This window comes from Phytoactinopolyspora halotolerans (assembly GCF_010550675.1).
In the GTDB taxonomy this organism is placed as follows: Bacteria; Actinomycetota; Actinomycetes; order Jiangellales; family Jiangellaceae; genus Phytoactinopolyspora; species Phytoactinopolyspora halotolerans.
Genome location: NZ_JAAGOA010000002.1, coordinates 283,570 through 310,082, shown reverse-complemented (window position 1 = coordinate 310,082; position 26,513 = coordinate 283,570). Strand labels below are relative to the sequence as shown.

The following is a 26,513-nucleotide window of genomic DNA, read 5'->3' as shown; positions in this document are numbered from 1 at the left end:
GGCATGGTCCGATGACGTACGTACCAATGTCCATTTTGTGCCGATTTAATGCCCCTCTTGTGAAACTCTTCACCCCTCTGTTCATCCCACGAGATGAGATAGGCCACCTATGGTCGGGGTAACTCCAGCGAGCATCGACCCGCTCCAGAACGGACTGGTCCGGGTGACGTTCGCATACCCGCTACAAGACTCCGGCCCGGAAGACGCCGCACGAGAGGGTGAGCCGACCGCCATGACAGCGATCATCGACCAGCACGTCGCGCACGACCTGGAGAACGCCCCGACCTCCCACCATGGACTGCTTGCCTGGGTCCGAGAGGTGGCCGAACTCACTCAGCCGGACCGGGTCCATTGGTGCGACGGATCCGACGCCGAGTGGAACGCGCTGACCGATCAGCTCGTTGACGCCGGAACACTCGTCCGCCTCAACCCGGAGAAGAAGCCCGACTCCTTCTGGGCCCGCACCGACCCGACGGATGTGGCGCGCGTCGAGGAGCGTACGTTCATCTGCTCCGTCGACCAGGCAGACGCCGGTCCCACCAACAACTGGCGCGATCCGGCCGAGATGAAGGCGGAGATGACCGAGCTGTACCGCGGCTGCATGCGCGGCCGCACCATGTACGTCATCCCGTTCTGCATGGGCCCGGTCGAGTCGTCCAATCCCATGTTCGGCGTCGAGCTCACCGACTCCCCCTACGTGGTCGTGTCCATGCGGATCATGGCCCGCATGGGGGCCCGGATCTTGGAGGCGATGGGCAGTACCGCCGACTTCGTTCCCTGCCTGCATTCCGTCGGCGCGCCCCTGGAACCCGGCCAGGAAGACGTCCCGTGGCCATGCAACCAGACCAAGTACATCACCCAGTTCCCTGAGGAACGGATGATCTGGTCCTACGGCTCCGGCTACGGCGGCAACTCGCTGCTCGGCAAGAAGTGCTACTCGCTGCGGATCGCCAGCGTCATGGCCCGCGACGAAGGCTGGCTCGCCGAGCACATGCTCATCCTCAAGCTCACCTCGCCCACCGGCGTCGTCCGCTACATCGCCGCCGCGTTCCCGTCCGCCTGCGGAAAGACCAATCTCGCGATGCTGGAACCGACCATCCCGGGCTGGAAGGTGGAGACACTCGGCGACGACATCGCATGGATGCGCTTCGGCGACGACGGTCGGCTCTACGCACTCAACCCCGAGTACGGCCTGTTCGGCGTCGCCCCCGGCACCGGATGGGATACCAACCCGAACGCGATGCGCACCATCGCGCGCGGCAACAGCGTCTTCACCAACGTCGCGCTCACCGACGACGGCGACATCTGGTGGGAGGGCATGACGGACGAGCCGCCCGCCCACCTCACCGACTGGAAGGGACGCGACTGGACACCGCACTCCGACGAGCCGTCGTCGCATCCGAACTCGCGGTTCTGCACTCCGATCACACAATGCCCGATCATCGCGCCGGAGTACGACGACCCGCGCGGCGTCCCCATCTCGGCCATCCTGTTCGGCGGCCGCCGGGCGACGACGATCCCGCTGGTGACCGAGGCCAGAGACTGGACGCACGGCGTCTTCATGGGGGCGACGCTCTCTTCCGAGACGACGGCCGCCGCGGCCGGCAAGGTCGGCGTCGTGCGGCGCGACCCGATGGCGATGCTGCCGTTCATCGGCTACAACGGCGGAGACTACTTCGACCACTGGATCTCGCTCGGCAAGGAGGCCGACGACGCCAAACTGCCGAAGATCTTCTACGTCAACTGGTTCCGGCGGAATGACGAGGGGCGTTTCATCTGGCCTGGCTTCGGCGAGAACGGGCGCGTTCTCAAGTGGGTGGTCGAGCGGCTCGAGGGTGACGCCTCCGCCGTGGAAACGCCGATCGGCCATGTGCCGACGCCGGAGTCAATGGACATCGACGGGCTCTCGCTCACCCGGGAACAGCTGGAGGCGTGCCTGCGCGTCGATCCGGCCGAATGGCGTGACGAGGTGCCCGGGATCGAAGAGTGGTTCGCCAAGTTCGGTGACAAGCTGCCTACCCTGCTCTGGGCCGAACTCGACGGCCTCAAGGCCCGGCTAGGGATGGCCTGAGCAAGCCGGCCGCCGGACGAGAGCCGGCCGGTTCAGCACGTGGTTTCGGTCTCCACGGGTTCGTCGCCGGCCGGCTCGTCCTCTTCCCCGCCGTCGTCCGTTCCGTCGGACGGGGCTTCCTCGGTCACGGTGACGATCTCCGCATCGGCAGCGTCGTCGGTATCGGTATCCGAGGCGCCGGAGGCGTGATTCGAGTCTGTCGGGTCCGTCGATGCGTCGGCTTCGTCGGATTCATCGGCGCGAGAGGTGTCTTGCTCGTCCGGTTCCTCGTCGGAGCCTCCGCCGCTCGACGGTTCAAGGATCTCCGCGATGCGTTCGTGGACCTGCGCGTAGTCCGGGTTGGCGGAGGTGGCGCCCATCTCCCCGAAGAAATCCCGGTCGAGTGTGAGGCTCTCCATCGTGCCGTCCTTGACGGTCATCAGAAGCTCGATCAGCGCGGGGAACAGGTCATCCGGGACGTCGGTCTCCACGGTCTCCGTGGTGGCCGACGCCAGGCTCTGGTACTGGGTGAGGAGCTTCCGGGGATTCGCCTCCGTGACGATCGCGTCGATCACGCACTGCTGACGGGCCATCCGGTCGTAGTCGTCCGCGCCGCACCGGGAACGCGCGAACCAGAGGGCTTCATGCCCGTTCAGTTCCTGGTCCTCGCCCTCCTCGATGTAGCCGCGTGGCGTCGTGCAGCCGCCACCGGGGAGTTCCTTGTTCCCGATAGGAATGTCCCGCGGCACGTCGAGCGTGATCCCGCCGAGGGCGTCGACGATATAGGCGAAACCTTCCAGGTTGACCATCAGGAAGTAGTCGATGTCGATGCCGAGCGCGCCCTCGACCGCCCACTTGGTGGCGTCCGCGCCCGGGTTGCCGACACCTTCGAAGATGTCTGGGTGCGTGGCGGGCACGTTCCGGTACACCGCATTGATCATCCATTCGCCCGGGTCCGCGCCCGCGGGCTGGAGCCATCCATCCGGATAGATGTCGGAGAGCGGGCTCTCATCAGGGAACGGAAAGCCTTGGAGGTTCCGGGGAATGGAGATGGTCGTCGTGTCGCCCGTCTTGGTGTCGATGCTGGCCACGATCTGCGTGTCGGGCCGGACGCCGTCGCGTCCGTCGCCCGCGTCGCTGCCCAGCAGCAGAACGTTCAAGCGCGGCTTGTCCGCCCACGGGTCACGTTTGTTCGCGATATGTGGCGTGGTGTGGCTGTGACCGCTGGAGGAGATCGCTCCGATGAGGTCCCGTTGCGTAAGCGCGGTGTTCGCCGTGAACGCCAGCGGCGCTACGACCAATGACGTCGCGGCGATCACCACAACCGCGCCGGTCAGGCGCTTACCGGCAGGCAGCCCTTCGGGTTCGAGTAATCGGTGGCTGGTGATCGCGACGACGGTCCATATCGCCGATGCCGCGACCAGGCCCGCACCGATCAACAGCAGCATCTGCCGGTCCCCGCCGTACGACAACAACCGGCCCTGCGGAACCAGGATGACGACGGCGAGCGCGAGCGCGGCGGCCATCGCGAGCACCACCAAGAGGAACGTCCCGATGCGTCGCCTACCGGCAGCGATCAGGCCGGCTCCGGGCAGCAACGAGCCCAATGCGGCGAATCCAAGAAAGCGGCCATAACGCTGCTGCTTCTGCTTGCGGCGCGTCGCGAGCCGAGCGGTGCGAGCCCCGCGTGGGCCCCTCGCTCTACTCACGATTCCACCTTTCCTGGACGATCATTCCGGCCGCGAGCCAGTCTAAGGGGTGTATCGCTCAGACAGGCCCCGGCAAAGCAAACTTCATATGTAATGACGTCCGACGCCGGGACAAGGTTGCCAGGTGTGACACAAATCAACAACACAGCAGGCGCTCGGCACCACCATGAGCCGGTGGAACGTGCCCGGCGACGCTCGACGCCCGCGGCTCGACTCCCACTGACCTGCGGCTCACCTCACAGCGCTCACGGCTCATCTGTCACCGGCCATGAACTCCTGCACCTCCTCATCGGTCACCTGCGTGAAGTTGATGAACCACTCGCCGACCGCCACGAAATGCCTCGGCGTGTGCAGCACGACGACGTCGTCCGTATACGGCTCCAGCCGGGCCACCGTGTCGGCCGGTGCGATGGGTACCGCCAGTGTGACGTGTTCGGGAGGCGATTCGCCCTTCCGCAGTAACTGCAGAGCCGCGAGTGTGGTGGCGCCGGTGGCGATGCCGTCGTCGACGACGACGACCGGCCGGTCCGCCTTCGACAGAGCCGGCCGGCCAGTGCGGAACCGCTGCTCGTGCTCGGCGGCCTCGGCCCGCGCCCGGGCGAAGGCGGCCTCAGTGTCCTGTTCGCCGAGATGCGTCCGGCGGATGACCTCGGAGTTGTACACCCGCACGTCCGATGCGGTGACCGCGCCCAGAGCAAGCTCGCGGTGCCACGGCACACCCACCTTCCGGACCACCAGGACGTCCAGGTCACCGCCGACGGCGGCGGCCACCTCCGCAGCGACCACCACGCCGCCACGTGGAAGGCCGAGCACCAGCGGTGCACCATGCTCCCGGGGACGCCTGCCCAGGGTCGCGCGCACCGCCTCGCCCAGCTCCCGACCGGCCTCGGACCGGTCCCGCCACGGCTCGCGGGTGACGTTCATACCTCGACTTTGCTCTCTCATGCGCTCTACGGGTACCCTTGCCACGCCGCAGGTTTTCCTGAGGTGTGGAGGCGTCGCCTAGTCCGGTCTATGGCGCCCGCCTGCTAAGCGGGTTGAGGGTCAAACCTCTCGCGGGTTCAAATCCCGCCGCCTCCGCCACTCCGACCAGGCACGTCCTGGCGATCACCCACATATCGATCGTGCCCGGTCGGTGCCTTTCCCGGAAGGGCCTCGGCCTCAGCTCCGCCTCTCGTGGGAGTATCCGCTGGTCTACTTGGCGTTGCCTCCACACGGTGGTGCGGAGAATGGCCATGCAGAACGCCAGACGGTTGCGAAGATCCGTTCCGGTTTGACGACGAACCCGTCACACCGTGAGGTGGGGCTCGTACAGCCCTCACCTCGCGTCAGCCCAAGGCGGTACGGAATCTCGCCCCCAGTTCGGCGAGGCGTTCCACGGGTTCGTTGGCGAACACGATGCGCAGATAGGACTCGCCGCCGGGTCCCCACCCGTTCATGGGCGTGGTGGCAACCTTGGCTCTGTCGAACAGGCGAGCCGAGGCCTCGGCCGGGGCAAGGCCGAGCTGAGTCGTGTCCACCAGCAGTGACCATCCGCCGTCCGGCCGGACGCACGGGTAATCTGCGAGCTGCTCGAGGACCGTGTCGCGCCGGCGTCGCCAGACCCCTGTGGCCTCCGCCACGTCGCCATCCGCATCGTCGGCGGTCAGAGCCGCGGCGACGGCTTGCTGGGCGATGCCGACCTGGCAGACCACGTTGGTCAGGCCGACGAGTCCGATGTCGGACATGATCCTGGCGGGGCCGACGACCCAACCGACCCGCCAGCCGATCATCCGCAGTTCCTTCGACGCCGAGCCCACTGTCACCGTCCGGTCGGCCAGGCCGGGATGGAGCGCGGGGTGACTCGGTCCACGCTCGTCGAACCGGATCCGTTCCATGGCGGCGTCGTAAATCACCCACGCGTCCGAGCGCTCCAGAGCACCGGCCAGCGCATCCCAATGCGCGTCGGAGAGGACGGCACCGGTCGGCATCGACGGGCTCATCAACAGCACCGCCGCCGTCCGGGGACCTACGGCCGCGCCTAACGCATCGGGGTCGGTGTGCCAACCGTCAGCCGCCGGGATCGATCGCACAAATCTCGGGATGCCACCGGCCAGCCGGATCCGGTTGACCAGGCCGGCGTATGCAGGGTCACAGATGACGACCTCGTCACCCGGCTCGACCATCGCGAGTAACGCGTTGAGCACGCCGTTCAGCCCTCCCGCCACGGAGACGCACTCGGTGGCCGGGTCGTACGTACGTCCAGCGATCCGCCCGACGTGCGCCGCGGCCGCCTCGCGCAGGGTCGCGTGCCCCTGGAACGGCAGATAGCTGTTGGCATCGTCGCTGTCGATGGCGGTTCGGGTCACGGCGAGTGCGACCTCGGGTGGGCGGATATCGGTATCGAGGTTCTCCAGACGCAGAAAGTCCGGATCGCCGACCGCGTCGGCGGCATCGCCCACCTTGTCGACCCCGATTCCGGGGATGTCCTTCAGCCGCGACACCGTCATGCGCCAGACCTCCAGCTCAGCACCCGCGTCTTCAGGGCACCACGCGTGTGTTCACCTTCCCACGCCGTCGACACGCTCCGCCTGCGCGGAGCCCAACGGGGTGTACCCGCGGTTTCGGTTCAGCCGCGACCGTAGCTCGCGGGCGAGCTCTCGTGGGTCGACGTCGAGCGCCGACGTCCGGATCAGGCTCTGCCGGCTCCCGGCCACGTCCACCGAGACCACGGAACCGTCGGCCTGCACCTTGCGGACGTCCCGCCAGGCCACCCGGCGTACCCCAGCACCCGGCCCGGTCGCATTCAGGAAGCCGTCCTCGTCGAGGACGAGGCGACTGCGCAGACCGGCCGCCCGAGCCGTCCCGGTGCCGAAGAAGACCAACGCCACCGCGGCGAGAATCCCCAGCGTCACCCACAGGACCACCCCGAGGGGGCCGTCCACGTCCGCGGCACGGATCAGGGTGGCTCCGACGACGCACGCCCCCAGACCGACCGCGCCGAATCCGAGGCCGCGCACGCCGAGCGCGATCGGCGCCCGATAGACCGTACGACTCACACCACCAGTGTCACATGTGCGCGACGACTCGGGTGCGCCGGCAGGTGTCCTTGACAGAACACTAAGACCGGAACCCGCCGTCGGCGCGGGCCTGGCCGGCATACGACACGTCCGATGTCACCAGCCGGCACAACGGACACGTGTCCAGGCCGTTCCGCCAGGACCAGCCGTTCAGGCCGTCACGGAGCTCGGGTGCTGTCGCCCCGACTGCCCCGATATCGCCACATCGGTCACACACGATCGCGACCTGTGCGCTCATCGACTCCCCCTGGAGCTTCGACCGGCCACACGACCGGTCCCGGCCTCATCTCGACGACGACAGCGGCGACGACGACGAACCCGGACGTACTGGAACGAAATGCCAAGTACCAGGATGCCCGCACGGCGGCGAACCCGCCAGTCCTTTCGCAGTTTGTAAGGATCATGCGGCACGCGTCGTGCTTCCATCGGACCAATGGCTCGCTCACCGGCGGACCAGCCCAGACGGTGGCCGTGCACGCGGCCGGCACCGACGACGCGACGAAGCGGACGTGCCCATGACGGTATCGAGACCGACGGACGTCGGAACCGCGCTCACGGCCTCCCGGCTCAACGGCTGGCTCCTCGGTGCGTGCCGGGTCGGCGTCGCACTGCTGTGGATCGACAACGTCTCCTGGAAACAGCCGCCGGACTTCGGCGAGGGCGACCCGCCGCGAACCCTGTACCGATGGACGCTTCAGGCGGTCGAACACGAGGTGCTGGCCCCGTACGCGTGGTTCGTGGAGAACGTGGTCGTGCCGAACTTCGCTCTCTTCGGCTGGCTGGTCCTCATCGTCGAGGCGTCGCTCGGCGCGTTCCTGCTCGTCGGCCTGGCCACGCGAGCGTGGGCCGTGGTCGGCATGGGCCAGAGCATCGTGATCTCGCTCTCCACCCTGAACGCGCCACACGAGTGGTATTGGGCCTACCTGCTGATGTTCCTGGTCCACCTGATGCTCTTCGCGACGGCCGCCGGCCGGTACGGCGGCCTCGACGGTGTGCTCCGTCCCGCCTGGCGACGGAGCGACACCGCGCTCGCCCGGCTGCTGGAGCGGCTGTCATGAGCGGCCCCGGCGCCACCTCCCCGAGGCATCCGTTCGACCGGGCGTGCGTCGTCATGGGGGCGGCCTCCATCGTCAGCGTGGTCTTCGTCGCCGAGGGTCTGCAGGAGTTCAGGTTCATCTGGCTGGACGGCGTGTCCGTCGCGATCGCGCTCGGCGTCGGCGCTCTCGCCTGCCTAGCAGGGCTGCTCGCCCGCCCGGTCCTCGCCGTCGTCGCCGGCACCGCCTACCTGATCGCCGCCGTCCTGCAGGTGATCTCCACCGCCGCCGGCGACGACTGGCTGGGCGGCAACATCAGCGCCGCATCGTTCTGGGTCGGCCTCGGATCCGGGCTCCTCGTCGTGGGGCTGACACCCCGCGACGCCGCCGAACCGTCCGCACAACCGGAGTCACCATCGGACACCAGCTGGAAGGGAACGGGATGAATCTCACCCACGAACACCTCACCGACGCGCTCGCGCCGGTTCTCGACGCGGCTCGCGCCGCCGCCCCGGACGTCGACGCCGACAGCCGGTTTCCACACGAGGCCGTGACCGCGCTCCGCGAAAGCGGCCTGCTCGGTCTCACTCTGCCCGCCGACATCGGCGGCATGGGCGGCGGGCCGGTGGAAGCCGCCCGGGCGCTGGCCGAGGTCGCGTCAGTGTGCGGATCCACCGCCATGGTCTACCTCATGCACCTCAGCGCCGCCATGACCACCGCCGCGGCCGCTCCGCCGGGCCATCCGAAACTGCTGGAAGAGCTGGCCGACGGTACGACGCTCGGCACCCTGGCCTTCTCCGAACCAGGCTCGCGGTCGCACTTCTGGGCGCCCACCTCGCAGGCCCGGCCGGCATCGTCGGGCGATCCCGGGAAAGGCGGCACGAACGCTGTCACGCTGGATGCGAAGAAGAGCTTCGTCACCTCAGCAGGCCATGCCGACGTCTACGTCGTCTCGACGCTGGCCACGGGCGACGCCGGCGCCGCGTCCCCGGCCGTGGACCTCTACGCGGTACCCGGCGGGCGCGACGGCGTCACCGTCGCCGGCGCATGGCGCGGGCTGGGCCTTCGAGGGAACGCCTCGGCACCGATGACGTTCCAGCTCGACGTCACCGACGACGACCGGATCGGCGCACCCGGCGGCGGATTCCAACTGATGCTGGATGCTGTCATGCCATGGTTCAACCTCGGCAACGCCGCGGTGTCGGCGGGATTGTCGCAGGCCGCGGTCGGCGCGGCGGTGACGCACGCGTCCGGATCCACGCTGGAACACACCGGCCAGTCGCTGGCCCAATTGCCGACGATCCGCGCCCAGCTCGCCAAGATGTCACTCGACGTGGCCGCGGCTCGCTCGTACATCGACCTCACGGCGCGCAGCCTGGCCGCACCCGGCGACGAGACCATGCTCCACGTGCTCGGGGTCAAGGCGTTCGCCAACGACACGGCGCTGCGGGTCACCGACGCGGCGATGCGGGTATGCGGCGGAGCGGCGTTCTCGAACCGCCTGCAGCTGGAGCGTTTCTTCCGGGACGCGCGAGCTGGACACGTGATGGCGCCGACGGCCGACGTGCTGTACGACTTCTACGGCAAGGCGATCACCGGTCAGCCGGTGTTCGGATAGGGGGCAGGGCGATGAGACAAGCCGTACTTGTCGGTGCGGTGGCGTACACGACCAACGTCGTCCCGATCTGGGAAGGCATCCGGGACTACTTCGCCGACGGCCCGGTGGAGATGGACTTCGTGCTGTTCTCCAACTACGGCCGGCAGGTGGATGCCCTGATCGACGGCACGATCGACATCGCCTGGAACACGAACCTGGCCTGGGTGCGGACGGTCCTGCAGACCGATGGGCGCTGCCGCGCGCTCGCCATGCGCGACATCGACCGGACCTTCCAGACCGTCTTCGTCTCCCGCGCCGGGGCGAGTCTAGGCGACCTGGCCGACCTGCGGGGGCGCAGGGTCGCGCTCGGCTCGCGCGATTCCGCTCAGGCGGCGATTCTGCCGGTGAAGTACATGCGCGACGCCGGCCTGGGAACGGACGACGTCGAACTGATCCGCATCGACACCGATCTCGGCAAACATGGCGACACCGGGCGGAGCGAACTGGACGCCGTCCGGGCGTTGCTGGACGAGGAGGCTGACGCCGTCGCCCTCGGCATCAACACCTGGGAGGCGATCGGCTCGGACGAGTTGATGCCGGACGCGCTGACCGAGTTCTGGCGCTCGCCGGAGTACTGCCACTGCAACTTCACCGCGCTGGACTCGCTGCCGGACGACGTCGGCAAGCTGTTCGTCGATCACCTGCTGGCGATGTCGTGGGACGATCCGAAGCAGCGCACGGTCATGGAGCTGGAAGGGCTGCGCCGTGAGTGGGTCCTCCCTGAGCTGGACGGGTATGCCTCGCTGTTCACCGCCGTCGAAGAGCAAGGGATCCCGGCCCGATGGTAGGCGACGCGCGAACCCTCGTGGACCTGGTCGCGCGTGTCGGCGCCGCCGCTGCCGGGGAACGGGTCCCGGTCCAGGTCGGCGACAGCGACCCGGAGCTGGTGGGGCGCTGGTGCGAACGTGCGGGCCATCGGCTGCTCCGGATCGACGACGGCGTCGCGGTGATCATGCGCGGACCGATTCCCGACGACGACGCCGTCCTGGCCGAGATCCCGCCCGAGCGACAGCCGGGCACCCGGCTGTGGATCTACACCAACTTCGACTGCAACCTGGCATGCGACTACTGCTGCGCCCGCTCGTCCCCGCAGGCGGAACGTCGGGCGGTGGGTCCGGAACGCATCCGCAGGCTGGTCGCCGAAGGCGCGGAGCACGGCGTGACCGAGGTCTACCTGACCGGCGGCGAGCCCTTCCTGTTGCTCGACCTGGACGAGATCGTCCGCGACTGCGTGGCGCGGCTGCCGACCACGGTGCTCACCAACGGCATGCTGTTTCGGGGCCGCCGGTTGCGGATGCTGCGGGCCATGCCGCGAGACGGGCTGGCGCTGCAGATCAGTCTCGACTCCGCGACGCCGGACCTGCATGACCTGCACCGCGGGGCCGGCAGCTGGCAGCGCGCATTGGACGGGATCCGGACGGCCCGGGACGAAGGCTTCCGGGTGCGGGTGGCGGCGACGGTCTCACCCGGCGCGGCGGGCACCGACGAGACCGCGGCGTTCCACGGACTGCTCGACGGCCTCGGGATCGAACGCGCGGACCGGGTCATCCGCCCCGTCGCCCAGCGCGGTTTCGCCGACGACGGGGTGACGCTCACGGTGGAGTCGCTGGTCCCCGAGGTGACGGTCACGGCGGATGGCGTGTACTGGCATCCGGTTGCGGCGGACCATGCCGATCAGCTCGTCACCCGTGACCTGTTCCCGCTCGCCGATGCGATCGATGAAGTACGACGTCGATTCGCCGACTACCGAAGAGAGAGCGAACTCGCAGCGCAGCGATTCACGTGTGCCTGACGAACCGGCGAGCCCACGCGAGAAATGCATATAAACCTGACAAATCAACCACTACACAACACGGCAAACTTCGCATAGTGTGCGCCTCGGTTGCCTGAACAAAGTTTGACCGAGCAGAACCCGGGGGACAGCTCAACCATGGCAGTAGACACGGACACCGCGGCCCAAGCAAGAATCGTCGTCGATGACGGAGGAGCACTCACACTCTTCATCGGAGACTCTTCCGAGCCGGCAGCCGAGGACGCCACGAACATCGCCGTCCTGCGTATCCTCATGGACCACGCGGAGAGACTCGAGCGCGACCTCACCGTCGCCACGAAGTATCCCAGCGGCCACCAGACCTATTACACCCTCAAGCCCGACGGCACCATGGACGTCGAGACGGACCGCTGACGACGGCGCGCAGGTCTCGTCCACGAATCGATTCGACGGCCCCGGCCGAGACCCGGCTGGGGCCGTTGCCTGTCTCACCTGCGCTCAGGGACCGATCCGCCGACGACGACGCTGCTCGCGGAGGCGGCGGCGCTGGGACGGGTCGAGCATGAGGTAACCGGCGGCCGGGATACCGATGATGGCGACGATCGCCAGCAGCTTCAGCCAGCCCGGCAAGAGCAGGAAAAAGATGACGCCGACGGCGATCCCGCCGACCACAACCGGTGTGTTCTTCGCCATGGCCGTACCTCTCATCGCGTCGGCTCGGTAGATCCGAAGTCCAGTCTATGCCGCCCCCGAAGGTCGGCAAGACAGCGGCATTCGGGCCATCCATGCCGGCCCCGAGATGTGCCAGAATGGCACCCGCCAGTGGTCCTCCAGCGTGGGAGGTTGGAACGTCGTGTCCGTAGGTGCGCGTACAGATGCCCATGAGGGCTCCAGCGCCGACAAGCGTGTGGCGCCAGTGAAGTCCGCAGGCTTCGGGTCGCGATGAGGGTCGCCGTCGTTCGGGAGACTCGCCCGCAGGAGAAGCGGGTCGCCCTGGTGCCCGAACTGGTCGGCCGGTTGACCGGGGCCGGCCTCGACGTCGTCGTGGAAACCGGTGCGGGACTCACGGCCTTCCACACCGACGACGCCTATCGCGACGCCGGAGCGGACGTCCGGGACGACGTGCTGGAGGGATCCGACGTCATCTTGTCGGTCCAGCCCCTCGACCCGGTCCGGGTGGCGAACCTGAAACCCGGCGCGATCACGCTCTCGTTCATCCCTACCGCGAGCGAGCTGGAGTTCGTCCGGCAGGCACGAGACGCCGGGGTGACCGCATGCGCGATGGAACTCGTCCCGCGGATCTCTCGCGCACAATCGATGGACGCGCTGACGTCCCAGGCGCTGGTGGCCGGCTACCGCGCGGTGCTCGTCGCCGCCGAACGGCTGCCCCGGTTCTTCCCGCTCTCGATGACCGCCGCCGGCACCGTCCCGCCGGCTCAGGCGTTGGTGCTGGGCGCCGGCGTCGCCGGTCTGCAGGCGATCGCGACGGCCCGGCGGCTCGGCGCACGCGTGGACGCCTACGACGTCCGGGCCGCCTCGGCGGAGGAGATCCGCAGTCTCGGCGCGCGGTTCGTCGAGCTCGACCTGCCCAGCCTCGAAGGCGCCGGCGGCTACGCGCGGGAGATGACCGAGGAGCGGGCCCAGCAGCAGCGAGATCTGCTCGCTCCCTACGTCACGGCCGCCGACGTCGTCATCACGACCGCCGCGGTCCCGGGACGGTCGGCTCCCCTGCTGGTCGAGCGGGACGCCGTCGAAGCCATGAAGCCGGGCAGCGTGGTGGTCGATCTGGCCGCCGAGTCCGGCGGGAACGTCGAGGGTAGCCGGCCGGGCGAAGAGCTGACCGTGGGCCAGACGCTGCTGTGGGGTGGAGCGAACGTCCCCAGTCAGCTGCCCGTGCACGCCAGCCGGCTCTACGCGGCCAACCTGGTCAATCTCATCCTGCTGATGACCAGCGAAGGAGAGATCACCGTCGATCTGGACGACGAGATCATCGACGGCGTCTGCGTCACCCACGACGGCACGGTGCGGCACGAGCCCACACGTGCATCGCTCGAAGAGGAGGGCTGATGGACTCGGAGGTCGCGCTCCTGACCATCTTCGTGTTGGCGGCGTTCACCGGATACGAGGTGGTCTCCAAGGTTTCGTCGACACTGCACACACCGCTGATGTCGGGCGCGAACGCGATCCACGGGATCATCCTGGTGGGTGCGGTGCTCGTCACCGGCCACGCGGACGGCGGCCTGGAACTGGCGATCGGTGTGGTCGCCACCGTGCTGGCTACGCTGAACCTGGTGGGCGGGTTCGTCGTCACCGACCGGATGCTGGAGATGTTCCGCGGCAAGAAGTCGACGGGAGGCGGCGCGTGATCGACACCTGGGCACAGCTCGCCTACCTCGCCGCCGCCGTCTGCTTCGTCCTCGCACTCAAGGGTCTCTCCTCGCCGAAGACAGCTCGTACGGGCAACCTGCTCGGAGCCGCGGCGGCGCTGGGCGCGATGATCGTCACATTCATCGCCTACGAGCTGGACAACCTGCCGTGGATCATCGGCGCGATCGTGGTCGGCTGCGCCATCGGCATACCGGCGGCACGACGCGTGGCGATGACGGCGATGCCGCAACTGGTGGCGCTGTTCAACGGTGTCGGCGGCGGTGCGGCCGCGCTCGTGGCGTCGCTGGAGCTGTCCGGGGCCGAGACCGTCTTCCCATTGGCGGCGGCGGTGCTGACCGTGCCGGTGGGGTCGATCGCCTTCAGCGGCTCGGTCGTGACGTTCCTGAAGCTGCAGGAGCTGATCACCACCCGTCCGGTCACGCCTCCGGCGGGACCGACGTTGTTCGGCGCCTCGCTGGTCGCCGCGCTGGTGCTGGCCGTGTTCCTCTACGCCGGTGACGGCGAGAGCGCCTGGCTGGCGGCGGTGCTGGGCCTGGTGGCGCTCATCGTCGGCGTCCTGCTGGTGCTGCCGGTCGGCGGAGCCGACGTGCCGATCGTGATCTCGCTGCTCAACGCCGCCACCGGTATAGCCGTCGCGGCCGGCGGTTACGTACTCGGCAACGCGCTGCTGTTGATCGGCGGAACGCTGGTCGGCGCCAGCGGTACGATCTTGACCCGGTTGATGGCGCAGGCGATGGGACGCTCCATCAGCTCCATTCTGTTCGGCGCGTTCCGCGGTGGTTCCACCGCCGGCGGTGGCGCGGTCTCCGAACGTCCGGTCCGCTCGGCGGGCGCGGACGACGTCGCCATCATGCTCAACTACGCCCAGAAGGTCATGATCGTCCCCGGCTACGGCCTCGCCGTGGCGCAGGCACAGCACACCATCCACGAACTCGCCGAACTGCTCGAGGGTCGCGGCATCGAGGTCTCCTACGCGATCCACCCCGTCGCCGGGCGGATGCCCGGGCACATGAACGTCCTGCTGGCCGAGGCGAACGTCCCTTACGAGCAGCTGCTCGAGATGGACACCGCCAACGGCCAGCTGCGCAACACGGACGTGGCGCTGGTGGTCGGCGCGAACGACGTCGTCAACCCGGCCGCCCGGGATTCGCCGGGCTCGCCGATCTACGGGATGCCGATCCTCGACGTCGACCAAGCTCAGGCGGTGGTCTTCCTCAAACGCTCGATGCGGCCCGGTTTCGCCGGCATCGAGAACGAGCTGCTCTACAACCCGCGGACGACGCTGTTCTTCGGTGACGCGAAAGACTCGCTGACCGGACTGGTCACCGCGGTGAAGGCGCTGTAGAGACGGTCCGTCGACCATGCGCCAGGCCGGAGGGACCTGACGTCCGCGAAGCGGCCGGTGTCCTCTTCAGTCGGCGAGGCCGTAGAGTCGGTCGCCGGCGTCGCCCAGCCCGGGCACGATGTAACCCTTGTCATTCAGCCGCTCGTCCACGGCCGCGGTCACGATGGTGACCGGGATCTGCAGCTCCGCCGTCTCCCGTTCCACCCGTTCCAGGCCTTCCGGCGCCGCCAGCAGGCACACCGCCGTGATGTGGTCGGCGCCCTTCTCCGCCAGATAGCTGATCGAGGCCGCCAACGTGCCGCCGGTAGCCAGCATCGGATCCAGCAAGTAGCACTGGCGGCCGGTCAGGTCCTCCGGAAGCCGGTTGGCGTACGTCGTGGCCTGCAAGGTCTGCTCGTCCCGGATCATGCCGAGAAAACCGACCTCGGCCGTGGGCAACAGCCGCGTCATCCCGTCCAGCATGCCCAGGCCGGCGCGCAGGATCGGCACCACGATCGGTTTCGGCGACGACAGTTTCACACCACGCGCCGGGGCCACCGGGGTCTCGACCACGATCTCGGCCACCCGCGCATCCCTGGTGGCCTCGTAGGCCAGCAGTGTCACCAGTTCATCGGTCAGCAGGCGGAAGGTCGCCGAATTGGTGCTCCGGTCGCGGAGCACGGCCAGCTTGTGGGCGACGAGTGGGTGATGGACGTCGAGCAGGCGCATGCGGACAGCATGCCATGTATGCCCTCGAGCGCGCCTCGTGCGGCATCGTGAGCGGTTTCACTGCTCTCTAGACTCGCAGTATGCCGTCCCCGGTCCCGATCGCCGCGCTGGAGCGCCGATACGCCCCGGCCATGCGAGAAGCCCTGCGCGAAGCCCGGAACGCGTTGGAGGCCGGCGACGTGCCGGTGGGAGCCGTCGTGCTAGATCCGGACGGCCGTGTGATCGGCCGCGGCTACAACCGTCGTGAGTTCGATCACGATCCGACCGCTCACGCCGAGGTGCTGGCGCTACGCCAGGCCGCTGCCGAGCGGCGGTCGTGGCGGCTGGACGGCGTCACCGTCGTCGTCACCCTGGAACCGTGCGCCATGTGCGCCGGCGCGCTGGCGCTCGCCAGGGTCACACGGGTGGTCTACGGTGCGGCGGACCCCAAGGCAGGCGCGGTGGGCTCGCTGTGGGACCTGCTGCGCGACCGGCGGCTGAACCATCGCCCCGAGGTGATCGCAGGTGTGCTGGCCGGCGAGTGTTCCGCGATGCTCGCCGAGTTCTTCGCCGCCCAGCGCGGCTGAGAACCTCCAACCCGGTGCCCCGATCCGATTTCGTGTGCGCGGGACGTCTCGGGTACCCTCGACGACGGTAGCGTGTCCGAGCGGCCTAAGGAGCACGCCTCGAAAGCGTGTGAGGGGGCAACTCCTCCGTGGGTTCAAATCCCACCGCTACCGCCCGAGAAGAGCGGGCCGTGTGCATCTTCCGACACGGCCCGTCGCTTCAGCCGAGTGGTGAGGAATGGCCCTCACGACTCGTCATGCGTCGAGCCCGTTCCGATGACACCACCGGGACGGGCTCGTCGTATCTGTGCGGTGTCCGAGTTGCGTCGTTGCGGCGTCCCAGCCGGAAATCGTGGCACCCTAAGCAGACGGGGAAGAAAGGACACGCGTGGACGTCCCATCGCTCAACGTGTTCTTGCTGGCCGGTGCTCTGGTCCTGATCGCCGCCGTGCTCGCCGTCCGCGCCAGTGTCCGTTTCGGCTTGCCGTCCCTGGTGTTGTACCTGCTCATCGGGGTTGCCCTGGGCGAATCCGGACTGGGCATCCAGTTCGACGATCCGAACGTCGCGCAGTCACTCGCGTATGCGGCCCTGATCGTCATCCTGGCCGAGGGCGGGCTGACCACACGCTGGGACGATGTGCGCCCGGCGCTGGGAGCGGGGGTGGCCCTCGCCACCGTCGGTGTCGGCATCAGCACCGCGGTCGTGGCCCTGCTCGGGCACTACGTGTTCGGACTCGACTGGACGCTCGCCATCCTGCTGGGTGCGGTGTTCGCGCCGACGGACGCGGCCGCCGTGTTCTCCACCTTGCGTCGGATGCCGTTGACCAAGCGGATGTCCAGCACGCTGGAGGCGGAGTCCGGGTTGAACGACGCCCCCACCATCGTCCTGGTCGTCCTGATCAGCACCGACCAAGCCACCGAGGGACACCCGGTGGTGGTCGCGCTGATGGTGCTCTACCAGCTGCTCGCCGGTGCCGGCATCGGGCTCGCGATCGGGCAGCTGGGCTCGATGATGTTGCGCCGGATCGCACTGCCGGCACCGGGCTTGTATCCGCTGATGATCATGACTCTCGCCGTCCTAGCCTACTCCGGCGGCGCCTTCGCACAGGCCAGTGGATTCGCCGCGGTCTACGTGTGTGCGTTGGTGCTCGGCAACGCACGGCTCCCGCACCGCGCGGCCACCCGCTCGTTCGCCGAAGGACTGGCCTGGGTGTCGCAGATCGGCCTGTTCGTCATGCTGGGCCTGCTCTCCTCCCCGTCTCAGATGCCCGGGGCGTTCCTGGCGGCGCTGGCATCCGGCGCCGTCCTCACGTTCGTCGCGCGGCCGATCGCCGTATGGGTGTCGACGTTGCCGTTCAAGCTGCGGTTGCGTGAGCAGACCTTCCTGTCGCTGGCCGGGTTGCGCGGCGCGATCCCGGTCGTCCTGGCCACCATTCCGCTGGCGGAGGACGTCGAGGACGCGGATTGGCTGTTCGCCGTCGTGTTCATCGTCGCGGTGCTGTTCACCCTGCTGCAGGCTCCGGCGTTGCCGTGGCTGGCCGATCGGCTCGGCGTCGCGCCGGGTGTGCAGGCGCAAGACGCGGAACTGGAATCCGCTCCCCTCGAACGCGTGGAAGCCGATCTGATCCAGGTGCGGATCCCGCCCGAGTCACGGCTGCACGGCGTCACAATCAGCGAGCTCAGACTGCCCGAAGGTGTCACCGTCCCGCTGATGGTCCGGGACGCACGGCCTTCGGTACCGGACGATCGCACCACGTTGCGATGCGGTGACGAGATCCTCGTCGTGGCTCCGCGCGCGCTGCGGGCCGCCACCGAACGACGGCTCCGGGCGGTCGGGAGGCGTGGCCGGCTCGCCGGTTGGTTCGGCGAGGACGGCCGCTGATCACGGGCAGGCCGCGTCGGTCGCGTCGGGTCCTGGCATCGCCGCGAGCTCGTCGAACGCTTCCCCCAGCACCAGGTCCACCGCCTGGGAGTCTCGCTCCTCCCGCACCAGGACCGCGTCCGGCACCATCGACGCCAACAGGCTCGCCGCCGCCTCGCTGTCCGGATGCAATCTGATCTCCGCGGTCTCTTCGACGGTCTTGTCCAGCGGATCGTTGGCGACGTCCAGCACGGCGAATCCTCGATCCCGCAGCGTGCCCGCTACGTCGCGGGCCAGACCACCGCGATCGGTCGCGTTGTAGACGTTCACCTCGATCTCCTCCGGCGGAGGAGCATCCGTCGGCGCCATCGTCGGGCAGGTCGCGACCGTGTCGCCCGCGTCGTCGGCGTCGGTCGGTTCCATGACGTTGTTCCAGCTGTACCAGGCGGCACCGACCACGAACGCCACCAGAACGAGCAGCGTCACCGCGGTGCGGACATGGCGCCACGTGTGCCTCGGCCGGTAGTCGTCCTCGGCGTCGGTCAGCTCGTAGCGATCCGTCGGATCTCCCGGCTCCATGGCTCCTCCACGTCAACTCTCCTGCTCGCGCAGGAGCTCCCAGCCCGCGCCCGTGGCAGCTCTACCTTGGCAAGCGTGTTCCGGCCATGAAGCCTAGCTCGGATCGCGGTTGATCTGCGCGGCGGAGGTCTGACGGGCGTGTCTACCCAGAACAGGCCGCCGCACACCCCGCCGAACGCGCGGGTCCGGCGGGCTTGTCAGAGCTCGAGTACGCGCGCGTGGATGACGGGACGCTGTTGCAGCGCCGCGCGCAGCGCCCGGTGCAGTCCGTCCTCCAGGTAGAACTCACCCTCCCACTCGACCACATGGGGGAAGAGGTCGCCGAAGAACGTGGAGTCCTTCGCCAGCAGTGTCTCCAGGTCGAGCGTGCGCTTGACGGTGACCAGCTCGTCCAGCCGAAGCAGCCGAGGCGACAGCTCAGCCCATTCGCGCAAGGTGGTGTCGTGGTCCGGGTACGGACGTCCCTCGCCGACACGCTTGAAAATCACCCCGTGGATTCTATTAACCTCCGTCCGCCGACGGTCGAGCGCCCCCACCCGCGCGTCGTCGCGGCCGAGCGGACGGTGACGTGCCGGTAGCATGTTCCAGGTGGCCGAGACGGAGGCCGGGCGCAGCGGAGCGGCAGTGGCGCTGCACGTGCGCAACCTCAGCAAGCGCTACGGGAGGCTGCGCGCTCTCGACGATGTGACCCTGTCCGTGCACGGTGGCGAGATCGTCGGGGTGATCGGCGAGAACGGCGCCGGTAAGTCGACCCTCGTCGCCTGCATCGCCGGCGATACGGAGATCGACGCCGGCCACGTCGAGGTCGCCCCGCGCGGCGGTGCCGTGGCGGTGGTCTGGCAGGACCTCGGGCTGTGTGAGGACCTCGACGTCGTGGCCAACGTCTTCCTGGGCCGCGAGCGCGGCCGTGGCCTGCTGGCCGAAACGCAGATGAGCGACGAAGCGCGCAGCACCTTCGAGAGGTTCGGCTCGCGCCTCAGTGACCTTCGGGCCCGCGTCGACTCTCTCTCCCGCGGCGAGCGGCAGGAGGTGGCGCTGGCCCGGGCGCTCACCACGGACGCCGACATCTTGGTGCTGGACGAGCCCACCGCGTCGCTGAGCGTCATCCAGCGGACCGGCGTCCTACGCCTGTTACGCGAGATGCGCGACGACGGACGCGCGATCCTGCTGGTCAGCCATGACCTCGACGAGGTTTTCGCGTTGGCCGACCGGATCCTGGTGCTGCGGCACGGCACGCTCGTGGCGAACGTCTCACCGCTTGAGGTACACGCCGACGACGTGACCGCGCTCATGTCCGGCATCGAGACCGAGTCGATGGCGCGCCGTCAGCTGAACCGGCTGAAGAGCCTTGTCGAGCAGCTCTCGTCGGCCGATCCGGGCGCATCGCTTCCGATCGTCATGTCGGCCACCGCCGCCGCCTTGGACCAGGACATGCTCTGTATCCACCTGATCGAGACGCGTCCCGGCGGACCCGTGTTGCGTAGGACCGCGGCGGTCGGGCTGCCGCCCAGGCTGATGGCCGTCACCGACGAGCTTCCGGTAGGCACCGCCGGAGGTCCTGCCGGCACCGCGGTGCAATACGGCGAGTTCGTCGTCGCCGACGACAGCCGTGACGACCCGGCCTGGTCCGGATACCTGGAGACGGCCTCCGCCGTGGGCGTGCGCAGTACCTGGTCCGCTCCGATCGTGGGCAGCGAGGGTGTACTGGGCGCGATCACCGCGTTCAGCGAGTCCGCCGGGCAGCTCGACCAAGACCGGATCGAGCTCGTGTCGCTGTATGCGGGCCATGCCGCCACGGCCATCGAACGCGAGCGCCTGCTGGACGAGGTCCGCCGCCGGAACGGCGTGCTGGAGTCGTTGCGCGCCATGCTGGAGACCCTGGCCGGACCGGACCGTGTCGACGGCGGTCTGTCCGCGGCGCTGCTGGCGCTGTGCCGGGGACTCAATGCGCGAGCGGTGGGCATGCTGCTCCCGGAGTCCGCGGCGACGCAGGACGGCACCGGCCGCCGCTGGGTCGCGGTGGACCTGGACGGCACGGACGGACAGGACGTGCGCGAGGCGGCCGAGGCCGCGCCGCCCACGGTCGGTTCACCCGCACGCTTGGCCCGCGGCCTCGCCGTCGCCGGGCTGCCGCTGCCGGAAGGGCGAGGCGTCTTGGCCAGCCGATGGCTCGACCCCGGCGAACCGAGTCGCGACGCTCTGGAGCTGCTGGACGACGCGCGCCGGTCGCTGGCACTGGCGCTGGAACGGGAAGGCCTGGAGCGGGCGCGGCGCGATGCGTCGGCCGCGCGCCGTTCGCAGGCGCTGCAGCGCGACCTTCTGCAGCAGCTCAGCCACGAGCTGCGTACGCCACTGACCGCCATCCACGGGTACGCGTCCACACTTCAGCAGCCGGATCTCACCTGGGACGCCGACTCGGTGGATCGATTCCTGGCTGCCATCTCGACCGAGTCGGCGCGGATGGAACGTCTGGTCAGCGACCTGCTCGACTCGTCCGCGATCGAGTCCGGCGTGCTGCGGCTGCGTCCCGACTGGACCGACCTGCGCCCGCTGCTGGCCGCGGCGCGCAGCTGCGTGCCCAGACATCAGGCGATCCAGCTGGAGATCGATGTCCGGCTGGAGCCGATCTGGGCCGACCACGACCGGCTGGAGCAGGTGTTCGTCAATCTGTTGGAGAATGCTGTCCGGCACGGTCCCGCCGACGGCGCGGTCCGGGTGGTCGCGCGTCCGACGGCGACCCGTGAGAGTGTCGAGATCCTGGTCAGCGACGACGGCCCGGGCATCCCGCCGGAGATCGCCGAGCACATCTTCGAGCCGCGCGTCCGCGGCGACGGCGGGAGCGGAGCCGGACTCGGCCTCGCGATCGCCCGGGGCATCGCCGAGGCACACGGCGGCGCCTGCGAGCTTCTGCCGGGGGTTCCCACGACCTTCCGGATCACGCTACCCGTCGAACCCCGCAAGGAAGAGGACGAAATGGGACATGCTGAACAGTTGGAGACCTCCGACCCAGCAGGGTGGCAGGCAGGTGGATGACCGGACGGCCGTGCTGATCGTCGAGGACGATCGGAACATCGTCGACCTGCTCCGCTCCAACCTGCTGGCACGGGGGCATCGCGTGCTCGTGTCGCTCGACGGTACCGGAGTACTGGATCAGCTCGAGGAGGCCGATCCGGACATCGTCCTCCTCGACCTCATGCTGCCCGGCGTCGACGGCTTCGAGCTGTGCAAAACGGTGCGGGAGCGCTCGGACGTCGGCATCATCGTGCTGTCGGCCCGGCGCGGGGAGACCGACAAGATCCGCGCGCTCAACCTCGGCGCGGACGACTATCTGACGAAGCCGTTCGGGATCGAGGAGTTGCTCGCCCGTATCCACGCCACATTGCGTCGTTCGCGTCCAGCGAAACCTCAGCACGCCGAGGCGACGTCCGTGATCACGGCCGGCGATGTCCGGATCGACCTCGACGCCGAGTCCGTCACCAAGGCCGGACGGCGCATACACCTGACCCCGACGGAATACGCGCTCCTCCGGGAACTGGCCATCCGGCCCGGGAAGCTCGTGTCCCACTCCACCCTGCTGCGCCGGGTATGGGGGCCGGGTTACGAGACACAGACCGAGTACACACGGGTGTACGTGGCCCGGCTGCGGGCCAAGCTCGAGGGTAAGGACTCGACCGAGCTGATCGTGACCGAGCCACGAGCCGGCTACCGATTCACCGCGGACGCGACATGAACAGAGCGCGACCGGACGACTCCAACGGACGCGGCGCCACCCGGCTGCGGCCCGTCGTCGTGGCCGCGCTGCTCACCATGGTGTGCGGCCTCGCTCCGGCCTGTGCGGCGGTCGGTTCCGACGGCACGGACGACGACGCCCGCATCGCGCTGCTGTTGCCGGAGAGCAAGACGGCCCGGTACGAGTCGCAGGATCGCCCGGCGTTCGAGCACCGCGTCGAGGAGATCTGCCCAGCTTGCGAGACCCTGACCGGCAACGCCAACCAGGACGCTGCCCGGCAGCAGGCCCAGGCCGAGGCCGCCATCACCAACGGCGCCGACGTGCTGGTACTCGATCCCGTGGATTCGGTGGCCGCCGCCGTGATCGTCCGGCACGCCGCCAGTGCCGGGGTACCCGTGGTCACGTACGACCGGCTGGTCCTCGACGCGCCGGTGGCGTTCCACGTCACATTCGACAACCGACGGGTCGGAGCGTTGCAGGCGCAGGTCCTGCTGGAAGCGGTCGGCGACACGCGCGAGGGCGACGTCTTCGTCGTGTTGAACGGTTCCCCCACCGACCACAACGCCGCGCAGTTCCGCGATGGTGCGACGTCCGTGCTGGACGCCGCGGGCATCACCGTCGGGGCGGAGGTCGACGTGCCGGACTGGTCGCCGGACCAGGCGCAGCAGGCGATGGAGCGCGCGCTCGCGACGCTCGACCGGGACCGCGTCGTCGGCGTGTACGCCGCGAACGACGGCCTGGCCGGCGGGGCGATCGCGGCCATGACGACCGCCGGGCTGGACCCGCCGCCGCCCGTCACCGGCCAGGACGCCGAGCTGGCCGCGATCCGCCGCATTCTCGCCGGACAGCAGCACATGACCGTCTACAAGGCGGTCCGCACCCAGGCGACCATCGCCGCGGAGGTCGCCGTCACGCTGGCCCGCACCGGTGAGGTGCCCGAGGGTGTGGCCACCGACCATATCGACAACGGGTACGGGCAGGTTCCGGCGCTGCTGCTCGAACCGATTCCGGTGACCCGCGAGACGATCGGCTCCACCGTCGTCGTGGACGGGTTCTGGTCGGTCGAGGAGATCTGCGCCGGCATGGAGCGGGAATGCACCGACGCGGGCGTGATGGGAGCATCGCCGTGAGGGCGCCGCGCGTGTCGCCGGTGAGCCTCGGGCGCTGGGCGTCACCGTTCGCGTTGCTGGTCATCTGGATCGTGATGACCGCGCTCAATCCGCGGTTCCTCTCCGCGGTGAACCTGACCAACCTGATGCTGCAGATCGTGGCGGTCGGCGCGATCGCCGTCGGCGTCGTCCTGGTGTTGCTGATCGGCGAGATCGACCTGTCGGTGGGCGCGGTCTCCGGCCTGGGCGCGTCGATCACCGCCGTGCTGGTCATGAAGGAGGGCTGGCCCGCCGGACTGGCGATCGCGACCGGATTGGCCACCGGGGCCGTCGTCGGCCTCATCCACGCGGCGATGGTGACCAGGATCGGGATCCCGTCCTTCGTCGTCACGCTGGCCGGTCTGCTGACCTGGCAGGGGGCGCTGCTCTTGGTGCTCGGCGACACCGGCAGCGTGAACGTCACGGACGACGGCCTGACGGCGATCGCCGGCACGTTCCTCTCTCCCGTGCTCGGCTGGATACTCTCCATCGGCGTGGCGGGCGCGGCGCTCGCGACGATCGTGCTCCAGGTCGCGCGCGGGGACCGGAGCCGGCCATGGGAGATGTGGAGACCCGGGCTGATCGCCGCCGCGGCCCTGGGCGCGGTCGCCGTGTTCAACGCCGACCGCGGTACACCGCTGGCCGTCGTGCTGTTCCTGGCCGTGCTCGCGGTCTTCGACATCGTCACCCGCCGCACCAAGCTGGGCCGGCACGCCGTCGCGATCGGCAGCAACGCGAGTGCGGCCCGGCGCGCGGGCATCCCGGTCGACCGTATCCGGATGGCGGTGTTCGCACTGGCCTCGGTGCTGGCCGTCACGGGCGGCATCCTCGCCGCGTCCCGACTCCTCGCGGTCAACCAGTCCTCGGGCGGTACCGATCTCATGCTGACCGCGATCACGGCGGCCGTCATCGGCGGCACGAGCCTGTTCGGCGGCCGCGGTTCGGTCTGGTCGGCGCTGCTGGGCAGCCTCGTCGTCGGGTCGCTCGCCAACGGTCTCGACCTGCTCGGGGCGTCGTCCGCCATCCGGTCGATCTCGACCGGACTGGTGCTGGCGGTCGCCGTCGCCCTGGACACCCTCGCGCGCCGGGGCGAGCTGCCCCGGCGCGCACGAGGACCGATTCAGGTCTTGAGGGAGCCGGCCATGAGGCCCCCGATGAACCAACGGCCGAGGACGATGTAGACGATGAGCGTCGGGAAGGACGCGATGAGCGCGCCGGCCATGCTGGCGGCATAGTCGGTGAGCTGGCCTCCCGCCAGCGCATTGAGCGCGATGGTGACCGGCCCGTTCCGGGTGTTGGACAGGAAGATGGCGAACAGGAAGTCGTTCCAGACCGACGTGAACTGCCAGATCAGCGTGACGACGAAGCCAGGGGCGGACAGCGGGAGGACGATCAGGGCGTAGGTGCGGATCAGCCCGGCGCCGTCGACCCGGCCGGCCTCGACGAGTTCGTTGGGGATGGTGGTGGAGTAGTAGCCGCGGAAGATCAGCGAGCAGATCGGGATGCCGTAGGCGATGTGCACCACGATGAGCGTGGGCACGCCGCTGGCCAGACCCAGATCGCTGGTGAGCTGACGCAGCGGGATCATCACGGCCTGGTAGGGGATGAACATCCCGAACAGGAACAACGTGAACACGATGTCCGAGCCTGGGAATCGCCAGCGGGAGAAGACGAACCCGTTCATCGACCCGAGAATCGCCGACACGATCGAGGCGGGTATGGCGATGGCGAACGAACGCCACAATGATGGGCTCAGCGCATCCCAGGCTTCTCGCCAGGCATCCAGCGTCCAGTTCTGCGGCAGATCCCAGGCTCCGGTCAGCGTCGCCTCGGTTCCGGGCTTGAAGCTGGTGACGAGCAGCACGTACACCGGGATCAGTACGAAGACCAGGAACAGGAACAGCAGGGTGTAGCGGACGGTGCGCGCCGTGACGCGCCGGGCGTCGGGACCCATGCGGCGAGGCGACGGCGGTGTCGGCGTGGTCGGCTGCGGTACTCGGGTGTCGACGGCGCTCATCGCTGACGCTCCGTTCTCGCGTTGTGGATCAGGTACGGCACGACGAGCACCGCGACGACGACGAGCAGCACGATGGCGATCGCGGCCGCCTTGGCGTAGTCGTTGGTCAGCAACGCCTGCCACATGTACACGGCGGGAACCTCGGTCAGGTACTGCGCGCCGGAGACGGCCATGATCAGGTCGAACATCTTCATCGACATGTGGCCGATGATGATCAGCGCGGTGAGCGCCACCGGAGAGAGCTGCGGAAAGAGCACGTGACGGTAGAGCTGCGCCTCGCTGGCGCCGTCGACGCGCGCGGCCTCGCGCAGCTCATTCGGGATGCCGCGGAACCCGGCCAGGAACAGCGCCATCACGTAACCGGACAGCTGCCAGATCGCGGGCACGGCCATCGCGGCCATCCCCCAGTCCGGGTGAGACCACCACGGGTTCTGCAGGACATCCAGCCCGGCCATGCCGAACAGCGCGTTCAATCCGCCGGCGCCCTCACCTTCTGCGCTGTTGAGCAGCCACCGCCACACGACGCCGGAGGCAACGAAGGACACCGCCATCGGGAACAGGTACGCCGAGCGGAAGAACCCCTCGCCCTTCACCCCCTTCTCCAGCAAGAACGCCCACAACACGCCCAACACGAGGGTGCCGGTGACGAACACCACGGTCAGGACGGCGAGGTTTTTCAGTGAATGGATGAACCGGTCATCGTCGAGCAGGTTCGCATAGTTCTCCAGGCCGACGTAGTTCTCCGCCGGCGCCGCAGTGTGCCGATCGGTCAATGACTCGTTGACCGTCGCCCCGATCAGCACATAGACGAAGACGGCGATGACGACGATCGATGGGGCCACCATCAGCAGGCCAGGACCCCAGTTTCTGATGCGGCTTCGCACCCGCACTCCTTCGACGGATTCGACTGGC

Annotated in this window: 27 protein-coding genes and 2 tRNA genes; 18 read left to right on the top strand and 11 right to left on the bottom strand. The window is 68.8% G+C overall.

Features of this window, described 5'->3' with window-relative positions; genetic code table 11:
* Positions 1-232: 232 nt before the first annotated feature.
* Positions 233-2,071, top strand: a complete 1,839-nt coding sequence (locus G1H10_RS03800) for a phosphoenolpyruvate carboxykinase (GTP) (protein ID WP_163733351.1) — start codon at positions 233-235, stop codon at positions 2,069-2,071.
* Positions 2,072-2,103: 32 nt separating this feature from the next.
* Here G1H10_RS03800 and G1H10_RS03795 read toward each other — a convergent pair whose 3' ends face one another.
* Positions 2,104-3,759 (bottom strand): LCP family protein, encoded by a 1,656-nt coding sequence (locus tag G1H10_RS03795; RefSeq protein ID WP_163732851.1) that lies wholly within the window; start codon positions 3,757-3,759, stop codon positions 2,104-2,106.
* Between the two features lie 252 nt (positions 3,760-4,011).
* Positions 4,012-4,683, bottom strand: a complete 672-nt coding sequence (locus G1H10_RS03790; protein WP_163732848.1) for a phosphoribosyltransferase — start codon at positions 4,681-4,683, stop codon at positions 4,012-4,014.
* Positions 4,684-4,750: 67 nt separating this feature from the next.
* Between G1H10_RS03790 and G1H10_RS03785 the strand changes: the two genes are divergently transcribed.
* Positions 4,751-4,842, top strand: a tRNA-Ser gene (locus G1H10_RS03785).
* Between the two features lie 245 nt (positions 4,843-5,087).
* On the opposite strand, the gene G1H10_RS03780 is transcribed toward G1H10_RS03785, so the two are convergent.
* From G1H10_RS03780 to G1H10_RS03770, 3 genes are all read right to left on the bottom strand, one after another.
* Positions 5,088-6,248 carry a pyridoxal phosphate-dependent aminotransferase gene (locus G1H10_RS03780; RefSeq protein WP_163732845.1) on the bottom strand — a complete coding sequence of 387 codons (1,161 nt, stop codon included), beginning with the start codon at positions 6,246-6,248 and terminating at the stop codon, positions 5,088-5,090.
* 51 nt (positions 6,249-6,299) lie between these two features.
* A complete protein-coding gene (locus G1H10_RS03775) occupies positions 6,300-6,797 on the bottom strand; it encodes a hypothetical protein (protein ID WP_163732841.1) in 498 nt (165 codons plus the stop codon).
* 61 nt (positions 6,798-6,858) lie between these two features.
* Positions 6,859-7,056, bottom strand: a complete 198-nt coding sequence (locus G1H10_RS03770; protein ID WP_163732840.1) for a hypothetical protein — start codon at positions 7,054-7,056, stop codon at positions 6,859-6,861.
* 277 nt (positions 7,057-7,333) lie between these two features.
* Here G1H10_RS03770 and G1H10_RS03765 point away from each other — a divergent pair, with 277 nt between their 5' ends.
* The 6 genes from G1H10_RS03765 (at position 7,334) to G1H10_RS03740 (ending at position 11,694) form a co-directional block, all read left to right on the top strand.
* Positions 7,334-7,876: a TQO small subunit DoxD gene (locus G1H10_RS03765; protein ID WP_163732836.1), complete on the top strand. Its 543-nt coding sequence runs from the start codon at positions 7,334-7,336 to the stop codon at positions 7,874-7,876.
* The gene (locus tag G1H10_RS03760) at positions 7,873-8,298 is read left to right on the top strand and encodes an Rv1678 family membrane protein (protein ID WP_163732834.1); all 426 of its coding nucleotides are present in this window, start codon (positions 7,873-7,875) and stop codon (positions 8,296-8,298) included. The genes G1H10_RS03765 and G1H10_RS03760 overlap by 4 nt, the downstream gene beginning before the upstream one ends.
* On the top strand, positions 8,295-9,470 hold the full coding sequence (gene fadE16, locus G1H10_RS03755) for an Rv1679 family acyl-CoA dehydrogenase (protein ID WP_163732831.1): 1,176 nt from the start codon (positions 8,295-8,297) through the stop codon (positions 9,468-9,470). The genes G1H10_RS03760 and fadE16 overlap by 4 nt, the downstream gene beginning before the upstream one ends.
* Before the next feature lie 11 nt (positions 9,471-9,481).
* Positions 9,482-10,297, top strand: coding sequence for an Rv1680 family SBP-like protein (locus G1H10_RS03750; RefSeq protein ID WP_163732829.1), 816 nt, complete (start codon positions 9,482-9,484; stop codon positions 10,295-10,297).
* Positions 10,291-11,301 carry an Rv1681 family radical SAM protein gene (locus G1H10_RS03745; RefSeq protein WP_163732827.1) on the top strand — a complete coding sequence of 337 codons (1,011 nt, stop codon included), beginning with the start codon at positions 10,291-10,293 and terminating at the stop codon, positions 11,299-11,301. The genes G1H10_RS03750 and G1H10_RS03745 overlap by 7 nt, the downstream gene beginning before the upstream one ends.
* 105 nt (positions 11,302-11,406) lie before the next feature.
* Complete coding sequence (locus tag G1H10_RS03740) at positions 11,407-11,694, top strand: hypothetical protein (RefSeq protein WP_163732824.1); 288 nt, start codon at positions 11,407-11,409, stop codon at positions 11,692-11,694.
* Positions 11,695-11,778: 84 nt separating this feature from the next.
* Here G1H10_RS03740 and G1H10_RS03735 read toward each other — a convergent pair whose 3' ends face one another.
* Positions 11,779-11,973, bottom strand: coding sequence for a tail-anchor membrane protein (locus tag G1H10_RS03735; protein WP_163732821.1), 195 nt, complete (start codon positions 11,971-11,973; stop codon positions 11,779-11,781).
* Between the two features lie 249 nt (positions 11,974-12,222).
* Here G1H10_RS03735 and G1H10_RS03730 point away from each other — a divergent pair, with 249 nt between their 5' ends.
* Genes G1H10_RS03730 through G1H10_RS03720 form a run of 3 tightly spaced genes read left to right on the top strand, consistent with a single transcriptional unit; the run spans position 12,223 to position 15,013 of the window.
* A complete protein-coding gene (locus G1H10_RS03730; protein ID WP_163732818.1) occupies positions 12,223-13,347 on the top strand; it encodes a Re/Si-specific NAD(P)(+) transhydrogenase subunit alpha in 1,125 nt (374 codons plus the stop codon).
* Positions 13,347-13,646: an NAD(P) transhydrogenase subunit alpha part 2 gene (locus tag G1H10_RS03725; protein WP_163732815.1), complete on the top strand. Its 300-nt coding sequence runs from the start codon at positions 13,347-13,349 to the stop codon at positions 13,644-13,646. Before G1H10_RS03730 ends, G1H10_RS03725 begins: the two co-directional genes overlap by 1 nt.
* Complete coding sequence (locus G1H10_RS03720) at positions 13,643-15,013, top strand: NAD(P)(+) transhydrogenase (Re/Si-specific) subunit beta (RefSeq protein WP_163732812.1); 1,371 nt, start codon at positions 13,643-13,645, stop codon at positions 15,011-15,013. Before G1H10_RS03725 ends, G1H10_RS03720 begins: the two co-directional genes overlap by 4 nt.
* A gap of 66 nt (positions 15,014-15,079) precedes the next feature.
* Here the strand turns inward: G1H10_RS03720 and upp are convergent, their stop codons facing one another.
* On the bottom strand, positions 15,080-15,721 hold the full coding sequence (upp, locus tag G1H10_RS03715; RefSeq protein ID WP_163732810.1) for a uracil phosphoribosyltransferase: 642 nt from the start codon (positions 15,719-15,721) through the stop codon (positions 15,080-15,082).
* Between the two features lie 80 nt (positions 15,722-15,801).
* On the opposite strand from upp, the gene tadA reads away from it, so the two are divergent.
* The 3 genes from tadA (at position 15,802) to G1H10_RS03700 (ending at position 18,148) form a co-directional block, all read left to right on the top strand.
* A complete protein-coding gene (gene tadA / locus G1H10_RS03710; protein ID WP_246219100.1) occupies positions 15,802-16,287 on the top strand; it encodes a tRNA adenosine(34) deaminase TadA in 486 nt (161 codons plus the stop codon).
* A 66-nt stretch (positions 16,288-16,353) separates the two neighbouring features.
* Positions 16,354-16,440: transfer RNA gene (locus G1H10_RS03705), tRNA-Ser, on the top strand.
* A 214-nt stretch (positions 16,441-16,654) separates the two neighbouring features.
* A complete protein-coding gene (locus tag G1H10_RS03700) occupies positions 16,655-18,148 on the top strand; it encodes a potassium/proton antiporter (protein WP_163732807.1) in 1,494 nt (497 codons plus the stop codon).
* Here G1H10_RS03700 and G1H10_RS03695 read toward each other — a convergent pair whose 3' ends face one another.
* Positions 18,149-18,706 carry a LytR C-terminal domain-containing protein gene (locus G1H10_RS03695; RefSeq protein WP_163732805.1) on the bottom strand — a complete coding sequence of 186 codons (558 nt, stop codon included), beginning with the start codon at positions 18,704-18,706 and terminating at the stop codon, positions 18,149-18,151.
* A gap of 197 nt (positions 18,707-18,903) precedes the next feature.
* Entirely contained in the window at positions 18,904-19,194 is a 291-nt protein-coding gene (locus G1H10_RS03690; RefSeq protein WP_163732802.1) for a type II toxin-antitoxin system VapB family antitoxin, read from the bottom strand.
* A 100-nt stretch (positions 19,195-19,294) separates the two neighbouring features.
* Here G1H10_RS03690 and G1H10_RS03685 point away from each other — a divergent pair, with 100 nt between their 5' ends.
* The 4 genes from G1H10_RS03685 to G1H10_RS03670 are packed head-to-tail and all read left to right on the top strand — an operon-like array spanning position 19,295 to position 24,765.
* The gene (locus tag G1H10_RS03685; protein WP_163732799.1) at positions 19,295-21,739 is read left to right on the top strand and encodes an ATP-binding cassette domain-containing protein; all 2,445 of its coding nucleotides are present in this window, start codon (positions 19,295-19,297) and stop codon (positions 21,737-21,739) included.
* Complete coding sequence (locus G1H10_RS03680) at positions 21,732-22,436, top strand: response regulator transcription factor (protein ID WP_216852874.1); 705 nt, start codon at positions 21,732-21,734, stop codon at positions 22,434-22,436. The genes G1H10_RS03685 and G1H10_RS03680 overlap by 8 nt, the downstream gene beginning before the upstream one ends.
* Positions 22,433-23,566 (top strand): sugar ABC transporter substrate-binding protein, encoded by a 1,134-nt coding sequence (locus tag G1H10_RS03675; protein WP_216852873.1) that lies wholly within the window; start codon positions 22,433-22,435, stop codon positions 23,564-23,566. Before G1H10_RS03680 ends, G1H10_RS03675 begins: the two co-directional genes overlap by 4 nt.
* Complete coding sequence (locus G1H10_RS03670; protein WP_163732791.1) at positions 23,563-24,765, top strand: sugar ABC transporter permease; 1,203 nt, start codon at positions 23,563-23,565, stop codon at positions 24,763-24,765. The genes G1H10_RS03675 and G1H10_RS03670 overlap by 4 nt, the downstream gene beginning before the upstream one ends.
* On the opposite strand, the gene G1H10_RS03665 is transcribed toward G1H10_RS03670, so the two are convergent.
* Together G1H10_RS03665 and G1H10_RS03660 are read right to left on the bottom strand one after the other, a co-directional pair.
* Positions 24,705-25,601 carry a carbohydrate ABC transporter permease gene (locus G1H10_RS03665; RefSeq protein WP_163732787.1) on the bottom strand — a complete coding sequence of 299 codons (897 nt, stop codon included), beginning with the start codon at positions 25,599-25,601 and terminating at the stop codon, positions 24,705-24,707. The two genes, G1H10_RS03670 and G1H10_RS03665, sit on opposite strands and share 61 nt — an antisense overlap.
* Positions 25,598-26,485 (bottom strand): carbohydrate ABC transporter permease, encoded by an 888-nt coding sequence (locus G1H10_RS03660; RefSeq protein WP_163732784.1) that lies wholly within the window; start codon positions 26,483-26,485, stop codon positions 25,598-25,600. Before G1H10_RS03660 ends, G1H10_RS03665 begins: the two co-directional genes overlap by 4 nt.
* Between the last annotated feature and the right edge of the window lie 28 nt (positions 26,486-26,513).

What these genes read in the sequence shown, in the direction of transcription:
- G1H10_RS03800 (WP_163733351.1), top strand. Translation starts at nt 233, where the DNA reads ATGACAGCGATCATCGACCAGCACGTCGCGCACGACCTGGAGAACGCC.
- G1H10_RS03790 (WP_163732848.1), bottom strand. Translation starts at nt 4,683, where the DNA reads ATGAACGTCACCCGCGAGCCGTGGCGGGACCGGTCCGAGGCCGGTCGG.
- G1H10_RS03780 (WP_163732845.1), bottom strand. Translation starts at nt 6,248, where the DNA reads ATGACGGTGTCGCGGCTGAAGGACATCCCCGGAATCGGGGTCGACAAG.
- G1H10_RS03770 (WP_163732840.1), bottom strand. Translation starts at nt 7,056, where the DNA reads ATGAGCGCACAGGTCGCGATCGTGTGTGACCGATGTGGCGATATCGGG.
- G1H10_RS03765 (WP_163732836.1), top strand. Translation starts at nt 7,334, where the DNA reads ATGACGGTATCGAGACCGACGGACGTCGGAACCGCGCTCACGGCCTCC.
- G1H10_RS03760 (WP_163732834.1), top strand. Translation starts at nt 7,873, where the DNA reads ATGAGCGGCCCCGGCGCCACCTCCCCGAGGCATCCGTTCGACCGGGCG.
- fadE16 (WP_163732831.1), top strand. Translation starts at nt 8,295, where the DNA reads ATGAATCTCACCCACGAACACCTCACCGACGCGCTCGCGCCGGTTCTC.
- G1H10_RS03750 (WP_163732829.1), top strand. Translation starts at nt 9,482, where the DNA reads ATGAGACAAGCCGTACTTGTCGGTGCGGTGGCGTACACGACCAACGTC.
- G1H10_RS03745 (WP_163732827.1), top strand. Translation starts at nt 10,291, where the DNA reads ATGGTAGGCGACGCGCGAACCCTCGTGGACCTGGTCGCGCGTGTCGGC.
- G1H10_RS03735 (WP_163732821.1), bottom strand. Translation starts at nt 11,973, where the DNA reads ATGGCGAAGAACACACCGGTTGTGGTCGGCGGGATCGCCGTCGGCGTC.
- G1H10_RS03730 (WP_163732818.1), top strand. Translation starts at nt 12,223, where the DNA reads ATGAGGGTCGCCGTCGTTCGGGAGACTCGCCCGCAGGAGAAGCGGGTC.
- G1H10_RS03725 (WP_163732815.1), top strand. Translation starts at nt 13,347, where the DNA reads ATGGACTCGGAGGTCGCGCTCCTGACCATCTTCGTGTTGGCGGCGTTC.
- upp (WP_163732810.1), bottom strand. Translation starts at nt 15,721, where the DNA reads ATGCGCCTGCTCGACGTCCATCACCCACTCGTCGCCCACAAGCTGGCC.
- tadA (WP_246219100.1), top strand. Translation starts at nt 15,802, where the DNA reads ATGCCGTCCCCGGTCCCGATCGCCGCGCTGGAGCGCCGATACGCCCCG.
- G1H10_RS03695 (WP_163732805.1), bottom strand. Translation starts at nt 18,706, where the DNA reads ATGGAGCCGGGAGATCCGACGGATCGCTACGAGCTGACCGACGCCGAG.
- G1H10_RS03675 (WP_216852873.1), top strand. Translation starts at nt 22,433, where the DNA reads ATGAACAGAGCGCGACCGGACGACTCCAACGGACGCGGCGCCACCCGG.
- G1H10_RS03665 (WP_163732787.1), bottom strand. Translation starts at nt 25,601, where the DNA reads ATGAGCGCCGTCGACACCCGAGTACCGCAGCCGACCACGCCGACACCG.